The 13675-nt window shown below is 41.3% G+C and carries 14 protein-coding genes; 8 read left to right on the top strand and 6 right to left on the bottom strand.

The genetic code is table 11. From position 1 onward, the window contains the following. Window positions 1-180 precede the first annotated feature (180 nt). The 3 genes from mptN to nifS form a co-directional block, all read right to left on the bottom strand. The gene (mptN, locus tag BP549_RS04630; protein ID WP_292378538.1) at window positions 181-1167 is read right to left on the bottom strand and encodes a tetrahydromethanopterin:alpha-L-glutamate ligase; all 987 of its coding nucleotides are present in this window, start codon (window positions 1165-1167) and stop codon (window positions 181-183) included. A 163-nt stretch (window positions 1168-1330) separates the two neighbouring features. After that, window positions 1331-1720, bottom strand: a complete 390-nt coding sequence (nifU, locus tag BP549_RS04635; protein WP_292374638.1) for a Fe-S cluster assembly scaffold protein NifU — start codon at window positions 1718-1720, stop codon at window positions 1331-1333. A gap of 39 nt (window positions 1721-1759) precedes the next feature. After that, complete coding sequence (nifS, locus tag BP549_RS04640; RefSeq protein ID WP_292374637.1) at window positions 1760-2950, bottom strand: cysteine desulfurase NifS; 1191 nt, start codon at window positions 2948-2950, stop codon at window positions 1760-1762. Between the two features lie 487 nt (window positions 2951-3437). On the opposite strand from nifS, the gene BP549_RS04645 reads away from it, so the two are divergent. From BP549_RS04645 to BP549_RS04655, 3 genes are all read left to right on the top strand, one after another. Continuing rightward, window positions 3438-3629 carry a hypothetical protein gene (locus tag BP549_RS04645; RefSeq protein ID WP_292378541.1) on the top strand — a complete coding sequence of 64 codons (192 nt, stop codon included), beginning with the start codon at window positions 3438-3440 and terminating at the stop codon, window positions 3627-3629. A 445-nt stretch (window positions 3630-4074) separates the two neighbouring features. Next, a complete protein-coding gene (locus BP549_RS04650) occupies window positions 4075-4551 on the top strand; it encodes a CidA/LrgA family protein (RefSeq protein WP_292374635.1) in 477 nt (158 codons plus the stop codon). Window positions 4552-4553: 2 nt separating this feature from the next. Continuing rightward, window positions 4554-5270: an LrgB family protein gene (locus BP549_RS04655; RefSeq protein ID WP_292374634.1), complete on the top strand. Its 717-nt coding sequence runs from the start codon at window positions 4554-4556 to the stop codon at window positions 5268-5270. 99 nt (window positions 5271-5369) lie between these two features. Here the strand turns inward: BP549_RS04655 and BP549_RS04660 are convergent, their stop codons facing one another. Continuing rightward, complete coding sequence (locus tag BP549_RS04660; RefSeq protein WP_292378543.1) at window positions 5370-5783, bottom strand: FxsA family protein; 414 nt, start codon at window positions 5781-5783, stop codon at window positions 5370-5372. A 500-nt stretch (window positions 5784-6283) separates the two neighbouring features. On the opposite strand from BP549_RS04660, the gene BP549_RS04665 reads away from it, so the two are divergent. Next, window positions 6284-7471: a tetratricopeptide repeat protein gene (locus BP549_RS04665; protein WP_292378544.1), complete on the top strand. Its 1188-nt coding sequence runs from the start codon at window positions 6284-6286 to the stop codon at window positions 7469-7471. Window positions 7472-7692: 221 nt separating this feature from the next. Here BP549_RS04665 and BP549_RS04670 read toward each other — a convergent pair whose 3' ends face one another. Next, window positions 7693-8496, bottom strand: a complete 804-nt coding sequence (locus BP549_RS04670; RefSeq protein WP_292378547.1) for a serine/threonine protein phosphatase — start codon at window positions 8494-8496, stop codon at window positions 7693-7695. Between the two features lie 372 nt (window positions 8497-8868). On the opposite strand from BP549_RS04670, the gene BP549_RS04675 reads away from it, so the two are divergent. Both BP549_RS04675 and BP549_RS04680 read left to right on the top strand, forming a co-directional pair. Continuing rightward, entirely contained in the window at window positions 8869-9258 is a 390-nt protein-coding gene (locus tag BP549_RS04675; protein ID WP_292378549.1) for a hypothetical protein, read from the top strand. Between the two features lie 160 nt (window positions 9259-9418). Continuing rightward, complete coding sequence (locus BP549_RS04680) at window positions 9419-10468, top strand: tetratricopeptide repeat protein (RefSeq protein ID WP_292378552.1); 1050 nt, start codon at window positions 9419-9421, stop codon at window positions 10466-10468. 22 nt (window positions 10469-10490) lie between these two features. Here BP549_RS04680 and BP549_RS04685 read toward each other — a convergent pair whose 3' ends face one another. After that, window positions 10491-11216 carry a DUF434 domain-containing protein gene (locus BP549_RS04685; protein ID WP_292374623.1) on the bottom strand — a complete coding sequence of 242 codons (726 nt, stop codon included), beginning with the start codon at window positions 11214-11216 and terminating at the stop codon, window positions 10491-10493. Window positions 11217-11412: 196 nt separating this feature from the next. Here BP549_RS04685 and ala point away from each other — a divergent pair, with 196 nt between their 5' ends. Further along, window positions 11413-12393 (top strand): alanine dehydrogenase, encoded by a 981-nt coding sequence (ala, locus tag BP549_RS04690; protein ID WP_292378555.1) that lies wholly within the window; start codon window positions 11413-11415, stop codon window positions 12391-12393. Window positions 12394-12895: 502 nt separating this feature from the next. Continuing rightward, window positions 12896-13633: a metallophosphoesterase family protein gene (locus tag BP549_RS04695; protein WP_394339061.1), complete on the top strand. Its 738-nt coding sequence runs from the start codon at window positions 12896-12898 to the stop codon at window positions 13631-13633. Window positions 13634-13675 lie beyond the last annotated feature (42 nt).

Raw genomic sequence — 13675 nt, forward strand, 5'->3', positions numbered from 1 at the left:
TTAAATGTTTTCGATGATAATCTCCGAACTTTTTTCATATCCCAATTTTTATATTTATTTCCAATTATCTGTATCTTGATCGATCCGGGCCCAAATATTATAATATTAAGCAATTTTAGAAATCTACAAATTCGAATCGATATATTGCTGATATTATGACCAACATCATTTATAATTATTTCATAAAGTTTTTTGGATATGTTCTATGATATAATCTGCAGGATTTATTCCCCAGGCATCAAAAATACCTTTTCCTGAAGGTGTTCCATTAACTTCAAGAATTTTAGGTCTTCCCTCAGTTTGGCTGGAATTAAACTCAATTCCATTATTAAGATCTCCAGTAAACCCTTCTATAATATCAACACCAGCAAAAGTTGTGCTTACTGCCAAGGCAGCCTTTTCAGCAAGCTCTTTTTGTTCTTTTGTGAGCACACACCGATCTGCATTTCCTCCCTGACTCAGGTTATTGACCCAGGAGCCGGATGCTGCCTTGCGATAAATTGCTCCAATAGCCTTACCACCAACGACAAAAGCTCTAATATCTCTTCCCGGATTCTCTATGAACTTCTGGATATACAGCATACCTCTTTCTTGAAGCAGCTTATTGAGAGTTGTTTCCAGGGACGATGGTTCTACTTTTTTATCTGAAAACTGGACTTCACCATTCTTTACTCTTGCAATATCCTTTCCTTTATATCCAAAAACAGGCTTTATGACGGCATCTCCAAATCTTGATATCGCCTTTAGAGCTGCTTCGAAATCCTGCACAGCTACGGTTTCAGGTACAGGCAGTCCGGCTTTTGCCAGAAGATAAGAAGCATGGTATTTATTTGCGGCATTCCGGATAGCTTCAGGGGAATTGACGACAGGAACCCCTTCGTCTTCCAGTTCACGCAGGATATCAAACCTGAAAGATACCCCTTCGAAAGTCCCTGCACCTGCATCCCTTACAATTATCGCGTCAAGGTTAGAGAGCTTTATATCCCCTACTTTGAAGACTGTAGCTGATTTCTCAGCTTTTGATTCCTCCGCTGCCGAATTTATGCTGACCTCTGCAGCCCTGAGATCCAGAACAAAAGGAGAAAAACCTTTTTTTCTCGCTGCGTCAGTAAGTGCTCTGGTTGTCCAGTCCTCCGGGTCAGTGATGACAATCCCTATTTTTTTCATAGAGCATCATCGGGAGAATACCAGATCAAGTTTGCGATAAAGAAGTACAAAAATATGGAATGCAGGAGATTAAAGGCTTTTGATGACCTTATTATGAGAATACTTAATAAGGTAACAGGCGTTTCGGTAAGCCCGGAGGTTAGTATCTTCTATTATTCTTTGATCAGGTCTGCTCAGGAAGGGCATCAAGACCCTGTTTTTTTCGGTATTCATTTATTGCGCTGTGGATTGCTTCTCTGGAAAGAACTGAACACTCTAGCTTGCCTGGAGGCAATCCTTCAAGAGCCTCAGCGACTGCCTCGTTTGTAAGCTCCCAGGCTTCTTTGAGGGTCTTTCCTTTTATCAGTTCAGTTGCCATGCTACTGGATGCGATTGCTGCCGCACAACCGAAAGTCTTGAACTTGGCATCTTCAACTCTATTGTCCCGAATTTTCAGGAAAATTTTCATGTGGTCCCCATGTGGGTTTCCTGCTTCCCCAACGCCATCAGCATCTTCAATTTCCCCTACATTTCTCGGATTCATGAAGTGATCCATGACTTTTTTATTGTACACAAAACTCCCCCAATTCTCACATTCCTGTACATTTTCAATTTATTTTTTACATGCAGTTTCAGGTTTATAGAAAGGAGACATAGCTCTAAGCTTTTCAACGGTTTCAGGCAAGACCTCAAGTACATAATCAATATCTTCTTCGGAATTTTCATCCCCAAGGGTCAGGCGAAGAGAACCCTGAGCTATTTCTGGAGGCAATCCTATTGCCCTGAGTACATGTGAGGGATCTAGAGAACCTGACGAGCAGGCACTGCCTGTAGAACTGCAGATCCCCATCGCGTCAAGCATGAGAAGAAGGGACTCACCTTCAATGTACTCAAAACTGAAGTTCAAGTTATCCGAAAGGCGCTTTTCGGGATGCCCGTTAAGCCTACAACTAGGAATTTCCAGGATTCCGGCAAGTAGACGGTCTCTCATTTTTCTCATTTTCACATTGTGCTCCTCAAGCATTGGTGTTGCGAGTTCTATCGCCTTTCCCAATCCCACAATACCTGCAACATTCTCTGTTCCAGCTCGTTTGTTGCGTTCCTGGCCGCCTCCATGCATATAGTTGTCGATTTCTGTTCCTTCTCGTAGATATAGTGCTCCTACTCCCTTAGGTCCGTAAAACTTATGGGAGGAAAGGGAAAGCATATCTACATTCCTGTCTTTCTTTTCCATATTGAGGGAAATCTTACCTATTACCTGTACGGCATCGGTATGAAAAGGAATCCCATATTCTTTTGCAATCTTACCTATCTCAGGAATTGGCTCTATTGTCCCTATCTCATTATTTGCATACATCACCGATATTAGGATGGTATCTTCCCTGATTGCGGCCTCCACTTCTGCCGGATCTACAAGTCCGTACCTGTCCACAGGCAGATAGGTCACATCAAAACCTTGAGTTTCCAGATACTCACAGGGATAAAGCACGGCATGATGTTCGATCGGCGTGGTAATGATATGTTTTCCTTTCTTCCTTCTGGCAAAAGCTGTTCCCTTGATAGCCCAGTTGTCGGACTCAGTTCCTCCAGAGGTGAAATATATTTCCTCAGGATTAGCTCCCAAAGCCTTTGCAAGCTGCTCACGGGCGTTTTCCACTGCCTCTTTACCTTCTCTCCCTATTGAGTACAGAGAAGAAGGGTTTCCGAAATGTTTTTTCAAAAAAGGCAGCATAGCTTCAATGACTTCAGGTTTCGTGAAGGTGGTGGCTGCGTGGTCCATGTAAACAAAGCGCTTTTCTCTCATCAGAACCCCCTATGAAAATAGGGTTTTGCTCAATATGAATTTATTGCATTCGCTTTCTGAAGTTTCCACTTACTGGAATTTTTTAATCACAAGATTTTTTTAATATTTTCATTCCTCTTTAGGAAGCCCTGGCTTTTCAATGTAAACGATTTTTTATTATAATAAATATTGAAGATCCTTATCCTGACTTTTCTGGCATTTTAATGATTTTGAATCACCTTAAGGTTCTTGAACAATCTTACTATTTTTGAATTATGATGATCCTATATTACTAATGGTGCTATTTATAAGTCTATTTTATATAATAACCAACATATTTATAAATAAAGTTCTGAATCTAAACGCTAAGTATTATGTCACCTGGTAATGGGTAGCATCGGGTATAACATCTACGACAATCTCTGCTGGAGAGCTGACCTATCACAGTTGATTCTTTCAGGAATATACTGGATCTGGAGAACTTGTCGAATCATTACCTGGAGGAAGGATGATTTGTGTGGGTCATTATATTGTAAGGATTCGCACCGATACATGGGATCGGCTGCGTGACCTTCAACGCCTCTACGGCCTTGATGTCTTTGGCCAGACGGCAAAGCAGCTTGCTGACGGTTCATTTGAGATCCAGGGAGTACTCCCGGACGAGATGATTGAATATCTGTCCAGAAAGGATACCAGATAGAGATTCTTGCCGATGCTGAGGAGATAGTAAGAGAGCGCGCGAAGGGTGTGGTCGGTCCTGGTTCACAGCCCGGAAACCGGGTAGACCAGTAATATTTATTACTTACGTAGCTGAACTGAAAAACCAATAGCATTAAACCTTTAAAGATCTAAAACGCAAATTCAAACAACAAGTGCTTATTGTACTTGATTTTGTACCTCAAATACGTAAGTCCTAAAAATGAGTAAGTCTTGAAAATGCATAAGCCCTAACAGTAATGAGTAAAACAATTACGGTTAACAGACTGGGCAGCACTCCTGCTCTCACAATATTTCTTTCACTTTTTTGAATAACAGGTAAACTCATTTTCATCGAATACGGGAATACAAGATAATCTGATAAACCGAAAATTAGATATATGAGGTTTTTGTAGTCCCATTTCTATCTAGTGGAGGAAAATATAAATTTGTTAAAGCAATTTTCAATAATTCTGAGCATATATTTCCTAGGAGAAATAATACAGAAAGCTTCAGGAATACCAATTCCAGGCAACGTAATAGGAATGCTCATCCTGTTCTTCGGTCTGTATACAGGCATAATTAAACTCAATCTTATTGGTAAAATAAGTGAGTTTTTGCTTGATAACCTGGCTTTTTTCTTTCTTCCCGCAGGCATTAGCCTTATAACTTGTTTTACCCTGCTTGAAGGAAAATTGACTGTGATTATTGTAGTTTCCCTTATCTCTACCGTGGTAACAATGGCTGTGACAGGACTTACAGTGGAACTTGTTAAAAAGTTCCTCGCGAGAAAGCCTGCAAAGGCAGCCTGCTGCATAGAAAACGGGGGCAATAAAGGCAGTAAAAGCAATAGCAATAAGAGCCGATCTGGAATCAACACAAAAAGAATGCATACCTGCGAGAAAAGAGCAGAAGAGGAGAGTTGAAGGTGAAGATAGAATTTTTGAACGAATTTCTCAACACGCCCCTGTTTGGAATCTTACTCTCTTTGATAAGTTTCCAGATAGGTACCCTGCTGTATAAAAAGACCCGTCTCTCTATCCTTAATCCTCTTCTTGTGGCATCGATACTCGTGATTACTTTCCTCCTCTATTTCGGAGTTGATTTTGAGACTTACAACCGTGGAGGAGATTACATCTCATTCTTTCTCGGACCGGCTACTGTAGTTCTTGCTGTTCCTCTATACAGGAAAATCCGGTTGTTGAAAAGTAATGCCCTTCCTATCCTTGCTGGGATTATTGTAGGCTGCACAGCCGGGATTTCAAGTATTCTTATGCTATCCAACCTTTTAGGGCTTGATGAGGTCATAAGCCGATCCCTCGCCCCAAAATCCGTAACAACTCCCATCGGAATAGAAATCTCAAAACAGATAGGTGGCTTGCCTGCATTAACAGTAGCCGCAATCGTATTTACCGGGATCGCAGGAGCTATCTTGGGTCCGTTTATATGTCGCTGCTTCCGGATAAAAGACAAAGTTGCAGTCGGTGTTGCAATCGGCACTGCCTCACACGCACTTGGGACAACAAGGGCAATAGAACTTGGAGAAACCGAAGGTGCAATGAGCGGGCTTGCAATAGGTATTGCAGGCTTGCTTACGGTTTTTCTGGTTCCTTTGCTTTTTTACATTTTCGGACTTATATCTTAAACGGCAAATGGCTGATCTTAAACAATTGAATTCCAGTTTCAGGTGCAAATACTACTCTAATACTACTTTTTTACCAATGTTTTTTTGGATTTTTTCAGGTTATCGGAAATTCGTGTACATTCTCATCTGCCACTGACCATTCTGTATTCTTTTTCTTATAATTCCTTTCGCCATTGCCACATAGATTTCCCTTATCTGCGGTATAAGCATAGAGAACCCTATTATATCAGACAGGAAGCCCGGAGTTAGAAGGGCAAAGCTTCCAACTAATACAAAGAATCCGTGCAGGAGCTCGTTCCCTGGCATGTATCCCCTGCTTGTTGCTTCTTGGATCTCGCGGAGTACGCGAAAACCCTGAGATTTTGCAAGGTAAGCGCCCAGACTTGCGGTTATCAGGATAATAAGTACAGTGTTTAGGGCTCCGATCATTCCCCCGATCTTAATGAGCAAATAAAGCTCAATAATGGGGATAATCAGGAAAACCGAGAAGAGTTTAAAAAACATGCTGATCATTTTCAGAATTTTGAATTATTATAGTACTGATATGTACTTAATAACAAATATCAATAAACATTATTAATAGTTAAAGTACGTTTTTAAGTCTTACATTAAGAAGCTACTACTTTTCTTATATCTTTTGTTAAACTTCAACATTATCTTCTTTTCCGTTGAAGATATTAATCCTTCAATTTTTATATATTTATTTTTCTTGATTTTTCCTTTAACAAATCTACTTTTATTCTGCAAACTTCGCTTTGTCAGGAAAGTGTTGTTGCTTTAAGCAGGCAATTTTTTTATTTAGCGATACAAGAGGATAGTCTGTTATATGATTGGTATAATACACTATGTTCATAATATAACGCACGATCCATAAAACTAATATTATACTCGAGATTTTACGCACTACTCACTCACTAATATATTCTATTAAATGTAAAATATACTCCGGATGTTACAAAGATAGTTTCATTTATCCCCTAAAAAAACATTTACTTTTCTGAGGTGCCGGGTATATGGACTTTGATGTAGTTGACGAGTTTGTATATAGTATTATTGGATTTACAGGATCCGATCAGAAAAATCTGTGTTCTGCAGTTGATTTCGCTTTGGATCTTGCGGAAAAAAGCTCACTTTCCCCCAACATCTTGCTTGATCTTTCAAATGCTTGCAAGCAACAGAAAATGATCACGGAAGAATATGTTCTCGCAAAAGCCTGTTCACTACGGGCCTCTGGAAAACTCCGTGAAGACGCCTGTTTTGCGCTAGGTATTGCAGCGCATGTTCTGGGCTTTTCCCTAGAAGCTGAGGCAAGCTATCTGGAAGCTCTAAAAGAAAATCCAGATAACGGAGATGTAAGGTGTGCCTATGCCGAGCTACTTTTAGAACTCGGAAGGTCTGAGGATGCTGAGGAGGAATTTAAAAGAGTACTTGAAGCCTCTCCAGAGCATGTAAAGGCGAACACAGGATATGCTTACCTCCTGACTGAGTACGGGTATGTAAGGGAGGCAGAAGAGTGCTACTCAAGGGCGCTTACGGCAGATTCTGACTATGTTCCTGCGAGAGGCGGGTACGCAAACCTGCTCTTCGAACTGGGAAGGCTCAGGGAAGCGGAAAAGGAATACAGGCTTGCAATAGAACTGGATCCTGAAGACCCAAGCCTCCATCACAACTGCGGGGTTTTACTTTCTTTCCTAGGGCGCTACTCAGAAGCTGAAGATGAGTACAGAAAAGCTCTTTCTCTTAATCCGAGACACAGGCGGACTCTTTTTAACTACGGAAATCTCCTTGCAAGAGAAGGTAGAGTTTCTGAAGCCGAAGCGCAGTACATGGAAGCTCTTGCTCTTGATCAGAACGATGCAAAAGTCCATTCCAATTATGCAAATCTTCTGGCTCGCTTTGGAAGGAGGTATGAAGCTGAAATGGAATACAAGAAAGCGCTCAGTCTGGACCCTGAGAGTGCGGAAGGACACTACAGTTACGGAAATCTCCTTTCAGAGATCGGGCGCTTCTCAGAAGCCCAGGACCAGTATGAGAAGGCTCTTGTCTTGAATCCGTATTATCCTCCTCTTCATTACAGTTACGGCCTTCTTATGAGAAAGATGGGGCGCTTTAACGAAGCCAAAAAGGAATACACAAAGGCCATGCAGCTAGATCCGGATATAGGAAGCAAAATGACAGAAACCTGGATCATAATGGACTAGATCAATGTTAGAAACTTTACCTAATATATCCCTATCTTATTTTCTGATAAAAAATATCCAACCCCGGCATTTTCTTTTCTACTTTTGATTAATTCTCTGTATGGGCTGACATATTCGGAACATACTAAAGTAGAGTTTTTCGTAGATCCTAACGGCTCAACAGGAGTCAACTTTGTCTTAGGATAAGCTTTCTTTCTGAGTAAGCGTTTTTCATATTCCTATTAATTTCCGAAGATGAACAATTTAATCTCTTCTTTTTCATATAGCGCAAAAGCTGCCGCATTTCCGAGTCCCACGTAATCAGGACAGGAAAAAAGGGAGAGTAGTTTTCCATCAAACCACCACTTATATCCGTTCTCAAGGGCTGTGTGGCCTCTAATAATCCTTTTCAGGTTATTTGTCTCTAAAAAGCCATCCACAATATCTGGCCCGAATTCTTTTACAGTCGAACCTCGGATTGAAGAGGTAAGTCCGGCACGTTTCGATGGATCATTCCAGAGATATGGAAAGGCAAAGGCTTCTTCCTTCCTGATACTATCAATGCTGCCGGTTCCGTTAATTCCTCCATGTACGCAAAAGGTGTGCCCCAAAAGTACCGCAGCTATAGGCATTTTATCGTACGTTAGGCTGATTCTCAAGAGAAACTCCTGATCTAAACCTATTTCCTCAAAAAAACCGTAGTAGAGATTCATGTCCACAGTTTCGTGGTTTCCCCTTAGAAGAAATATATGGTCAGGATCTTCAAGTTTCAATCGGAAAAGCCTTATAAGGACTTCTGTACCTTGCGGTCCTCTGTCTACGTAATCCCCGAGAAAAAGAACATTCTTACAATTCAGTTCTTTCCTTTTTCCTATTACGAATTCAAGGGCCTGCGAATCTCCATGAATATCTCCAATAATCATTACCGGATCGGCGTCAATTCGAAGCACGGCAGGTTCTGCCTCCAAAACGCGGTCTATTCTAGGGAGAAGAAGAAGCAGTTCTTCCTTTGCGGCAGTTTTCCTGGAGACCTTTTCTGATACCATGGACTCACCCCTGTTCAAGGCCCTCTTTGGGAGCCAATTTCAATTTTTCTATATGGATTGATAGGGAAGCTAATCTGAAAATGTTCTTTGTATACAGGGAATTTTTACGCGATAAATATTTCCAGGGTCTCAGAGAGAAACTTTCCACTACCCATATATGCCTTCTGATTCTGAATTTTTCGTTTTTGAAGGCAGGCTTATAAATTCCAAAGTATAAAATCAAGTATTATGAACTTAGTAGTCTAGGCAATTAGAAATCCAGATAATCAAAAAGCCAGGCAATAAGTATTCCAGGCAATTAAAATTCCCAAAAATTTGATTGAGTCATAAAATAAATAAAATTTTTATCCGTTATATATGGGAGGCATATTCTTGGAACTTGATATCAATGAGCAAGATCCTGAAGACATGGATCTTACTGATGTTGTGCTTGAATACGATGACATTGTCTCTGCAATCTCAGTTCTCGAAAAGCGCAGAGATGAGCTAAGAACGCGTATCCTCAATGCCCTGACGGAAAAAGACATCGATGTACTGATAATAGGAGATGTGGAACTCAGGCGGCAGAAGGTTGAGTGGAAGCTCTGGCGTATCAACAAGTTAAAAGCGTATCTTATGAAAAAAGATCTCTGGGATGTAGTCGAATCAGTTGACAGGAAAACTCTTAGCAAACTGATAGAAAAAGGAATCCTTACTGAAGAGGAGCTTCAAGGTACATATGACGTAGAAACACGTTACAGTTTACATGTAAAAAGGGCCTGAATAAACTAGATTTCTTATTTTTTCTAAATTTTAGCTATCAATTTTTTCTATATTGTACAGAATTTATCTTGAGGTTTTTATTAATACAGTTTTACAGCCAACTATTTATATCCAGTTGAGTAACCTCTCTTTATAGGTAAATTTCAGGAGGTTTTTAAGCATGGAGATTGATGCTGTAGACAAGCTGGTTTTTCGTGTAATCGAACAGGTTGCAGCTGATAACTGTGACTTTGATAAGGTCATTGAGTTTGTCGTTTCCTTCTCAGATGAGCATTCGCTTTCCCAGGAAACCCTGCTGAAACTTTCATCTATTTTTGGTAAAAACTCTATGTACAGGGAGAAGTATGTTATTTCCAGAGCCTGTGCTTCGCTCTTCTCAGGAAAAGCCCGGGAAGACGCCCTTATGGAGGCAGGAAAAATAGCTTTTCTACTGGGTTTTAATGAACTTGCTCTACGGGAATTCAAAGAAACACTTGAGCAGAATCCCCAAAATGTCGAGGCACTTTGTGGGTGTGGAAAGGTTCTGGCTAGAGAGGGAAAAAACGATGCTGCACAGGTTCAGTACGAAAAGGCATTGGAATTCAATCCTTTCCACGTCGATACGCTTTGCAACTATGGCTGCCTTCTTTTCAAGCTCAAAAAACTGGATGAGGCCGAAGAAGTATATAGCAGAGCTTTGATTATTGATCGGAATAATGTAAGCGCCCACTGCGGCTACGGGACTTTACTTTCAAAACTTGGGCAAACAGTCGAAGCAAGCTATCACTATACTCGAGCTCTTGAGCTTGACCCTGACCATGTGGAATCCAATTTTCGCTATGCTCGTCTCCTTGAAGAAAAGGGAGAACCTCTTGACGCCGAGAAGCACTACATAGTAGCCCTCAAAGCTGATCCTGAAGATCCACGTCCACATCTTTTCTATGCCCGTTTGCTTGCAGAACATGGGTTTATTCACGGGGCAAGGATACACTTCAGGTATGCTCTTAAACTGAAACCTGAGGATGTTGAAGCTCATTGCGAATATGCTAGGCTGCTAGCTAGGTTCGGGCACAGGCATGAAGCTGAAGTCCAGTACAAAAAAGCCCTTGAGCTTGATCCCGGACATTTCAAGACCCTGAGCGGGTATGCGGATTTGCTAAAAGAAAAAGGGCAGTACGCAGATGCCGAAGAAATTTACAGGCAGGTTGGGTTCTTTAAACGGAGTGCCTAATAATTGAGTGTCTAGTGACCGATTAGTACAGCCTGATCGGTTCAATCCCCGTTTTTTCCATCAGACAGGCAGGGATATCGAGTACCTCAAGAACCGAATCTACAATAATTCCATCAGAAGTTGCCACAACTATTTTCTTTTCCGAGTTTCCCCCTTCCGTTTTCAGCTCGAAATCCGCAATTTTTGAGGTTTTTGCCTCGCCTGGAATCCCATATTCTTTCATTTTGTGGCGGATGAAACCTGCAAGCTCCCCGCTCCGGCTGATCTGGACGTCAAGGAGAAAAACGACTGATTTTGGACCTGTTTCGGAAAGAAATTTGAGGACTGCGTTGAGGGCTTCCTCTATATCTTCGGCCTGTTTTGCCTTGCTGAAATAGTAGCGCGTGTCTCTTATGTACCCGTCATCGCAGAACCACATGGTCTCTTTTTTTAGCAGACTATCCACACTCAGCAGAACATTGTACCCGTCAAGGAGAAGATCTCTATCTTTTATGCATTCACAGGCTACTTTTTTATTTATCCTGGAAACTATCTTGTTCGGAGGCATAATCACCCTTGTAAGAATGTGTCGTTCTTCCAGGCTGAGCTGGAAGTGGTCAGCCACGAAGCGAATGGTCGAAAACTTGGGATAGCCCCATCTGAGTATGCTCCGGATATCCCGTGCAGGTTTGAGTAATTTTTCTTTGAGTAATTCATCTTTCAGACAGGAACCGGAAAAATTAGTTGAATTTACATGCGGATCTCTCATTAGCGATTTTCTCCTTTTAGGAAGGGAGTTCTTTAAATGAGTGAAGATATGTTATATATACATATTTACGTAAATAAAAACAATAATATGATCTCAGGCCGTCGGTTTGCCTCTTTGGTTTTATTCCGGTTCTATTCAGTTTTATCTTGATGTTCAGCTGTGGGCCAGCTCACGGTTCCGGCTGGAGGGTTATATTATGGAAATATTATGGCTGACTCAGGAAGAAGTAACAAGTGTTATTGATATGAATTCTGATATGCAGGTCGTGGAAAGGGCTTTCAGGCAGCATGGCCTTGGCAAGGTCCAGATGCCTCCCAAATCCTACCTTTACTATACGGCCTATAACGGAGACCTGCGGACAATGCCTGCATATCTTGAAGATGAGAATATTACTGGCGTGAAAATTGTAAATGTCCATCCCGGAAACCCTTCTCGGGGACTTCCCACGGTAATGGCACTTATTGTCCTTATCTCCCCGGAAACAGGTGCTCCTGTTGCAATTATGGATGGAACCTACCTGACCGATGTCAGAACTGGCGCTGCGGGGGGGATTGCCGCAAAATACCTTGCAAGAAAGGATTCAAAGGTTATAGGCCTTGTTGGAGCCGGAAACCAGGCAAAGACCCAGCTCGAAGCTCTCTACGAAGTTTTTGAGCCCGAACTGGTAAGAATTATTTCCAGGACAAAAGAGAGCTCTGAAAAGTTTATCCGGGAAATGGCAGATGTTACCCCTTGTGAAATCCGTTATGAAGAAAGCATTGAGAAGGTCTGCGATTGCGATATCCTTGTTACGACCACTCCTACAAGAAAACCTATCGTAAAAGCCCAGTGGATAAAAGAAGGCACTCACATTAATGCGATAGGAGCTGATGCGGTAGGAAAAGAAGAACTTGACCCTGAACTTTTAATTCGATCCAAGATAATTGTGGATGATATTGTCCAGGCCCTTCATTCCGGAGAAGTAAATGTTCCTCTATCCAAACACTACATCTCGGAAAATGATATTCATGCCGAGCTTGGTGAAGTGATTGTAGGCCTGAAGCCTGGCAGGACAAGTGAAGAAGAAATTACAATTTTCGATTCAACAGGCCTTGCTATTCAGGATGTTGCAAGCGCGCACCTGGTTTATGAGAGAGCTATAGGTAAAGGGCTCGGCAAGCAAGTTCTTATGTTTTGAAACGCAAGCCATTTCAAAAAATTGCTTGCCTGCAAGCCTTTTGAGATAATGTTTGAGCGCAAACCTTTTTAAAAAAGTTTGATCGAAAATCCCCAAGTAGCGGTGTGATCAACCGGCGAAACGGTTAAGTAATCTATTTTTAAAAGTTTAAGTCTTTCTGCCTACCCATTTTGGTATTTTTGTGACAATGTGATGACATGGAGTCTGTCGCAAGCCTGACTAATGGGAGAAAATGGGCTGAAATGGACTATGTAATTCTCGAGTAATTAAGGTTTTGTAATTTTTTATAATCATTTTCTATGAACAATAATTAAATACATATTTATAGTGCCCAAAAGGGTTTTGAGATATAATCTTTCTTTTTTAATGAATTATAATTAGATACTGTCAAATATGTAGATTTTATGAGATACCTATATATATTGGTACCGAACTACTGGGCTCTGAGTATAAAAAAATTCTACTCATACTACAAATTAAGAAATAAGAGGAAGAAAAAATTATACAGATTGTACATCTTTCAGATCTTCATTATTCAGAAGCGTATTTTGTTCCAGAGATTGCAGAATCTATGGTTGACAGCATAAATCAGCTGAAACCTAATCTTGTCGTGATTACAGGCGACCTGACTGAAAATGGGTTTTCAGCGGAATATGAGGGAGTAAAGCAGTTTATTGACAGGATTGAATGTGAAAACAAGATTCTTGTCCCGGGCAACCATGATTCGAAAAACGCAGGGTATGTTCACTTTGAAGATCTTTTCACTGACCGATACTTTTCGCGAAATTTCAAGAATATCACGGTAGTCGGGGCTGACTCTTCACAGCCTGACCGTGATGAAGGACATGTAGGAAGAGAGAACTATGGTTGGATCAAAGATGCTTTTTCAGGGGATGATTTCAAGGTCTTTGCCCTGCACCACCACCTTGTTCCTATCCCTCTGGCAGGCAGGGAAAATACTGTCCTTGTAGATGCAGGAGACGTCCTTGACCTTCTAAACCGCTGTAAGGTGAATCTAGTCCTTTGTGGGCACTGCCATATTCCCTGGGTCTGGAACCTCAATAACATGCTTGTAGTAAATGCAGGTACCTTCTGTTCTTCCAAAACCAGGGGAAAGACCACGCAGTGTTACAACCTGATCCAGGCCGAAAATGAAGCCTCAGATGGAAACTGGAAAGTCCGGGTATCCAGAGTCTTTCCAAAAGGAAATCTGGAGCTGGTCACTGAAACAGTAATGTAAGACTCTCCGGGGTTACTAAAACCCCTCTGATCAAGGAAGATA

Origin of the sequence: Methanosarcina sp. UBA289 (assembly GCA_002496565.1) — an archaeon.
GTDB lineage: Archaea > Halobacteriota > Methanosarcinia > Methanosarcinales > Methanosarcinaceae > Methanosarcina.

Coding starts and splice junctions, on each gene's coding strand:
- BP549_RS04670 (WP_292378547.1), bottom strand. CDS start 8,496: ATGGTATCAGAAAAGGTCTCCAGGAAAACTGCCGCAAAGGAAGAACTG.
- nifS (WP_292374637.1), bottom strand. CDS start 2,950: ATGAGAGAAAAGCGCTTTGTTTACATGGACCACGCAGCCACCACCTTC.
- BP549_RS04685 (WP_292374623.1), bottom strand. CDS start 11,216: ATGAGAGATCCGCATGTAAATTCAACTAATTTTTCCGGTTCCTGTCTG.
- BP549_RS04645 (WP_292378541.1), top strand. CDS start 3,438: ATGATTTGTGTGGGTCATTATATTGTAAGGATTCGCACCGATACATGG.
- ala (WP_292378555.1), top strand. CDS start 11,413: ATGGAAATATTATGGCTGACTCAGGAAGAAGTAACAAGTGTTATTGAT.
- BP549_RS04660 (WP_292378543.1), bottom strand. CDS start 5,783: ATGATCAGCATGTTTTTTAAACTCTTCTCGGTTTTCCTGATTATCCCC.
- BP549_RS04680 (WP_292378552.1), top strand. CDS start 9,419: ATGGAGATTGATGCTGTAGACAAGCTGGTTTTTCGTGTAATCGAACAG.
- BP549_RS04665 (WP_292378544.1), top strand. CDS start 6,284: ATGGACTTTGATGTAGTTGACGAGTTTGTATATAGTATTATTGGATTT.
- mptN (WP_292378538.1), bottom strand. CDS start 1,167: ATGAAAAAAATAGGGATTGTCATCACTGACCCGGAGGACTGGACAACC.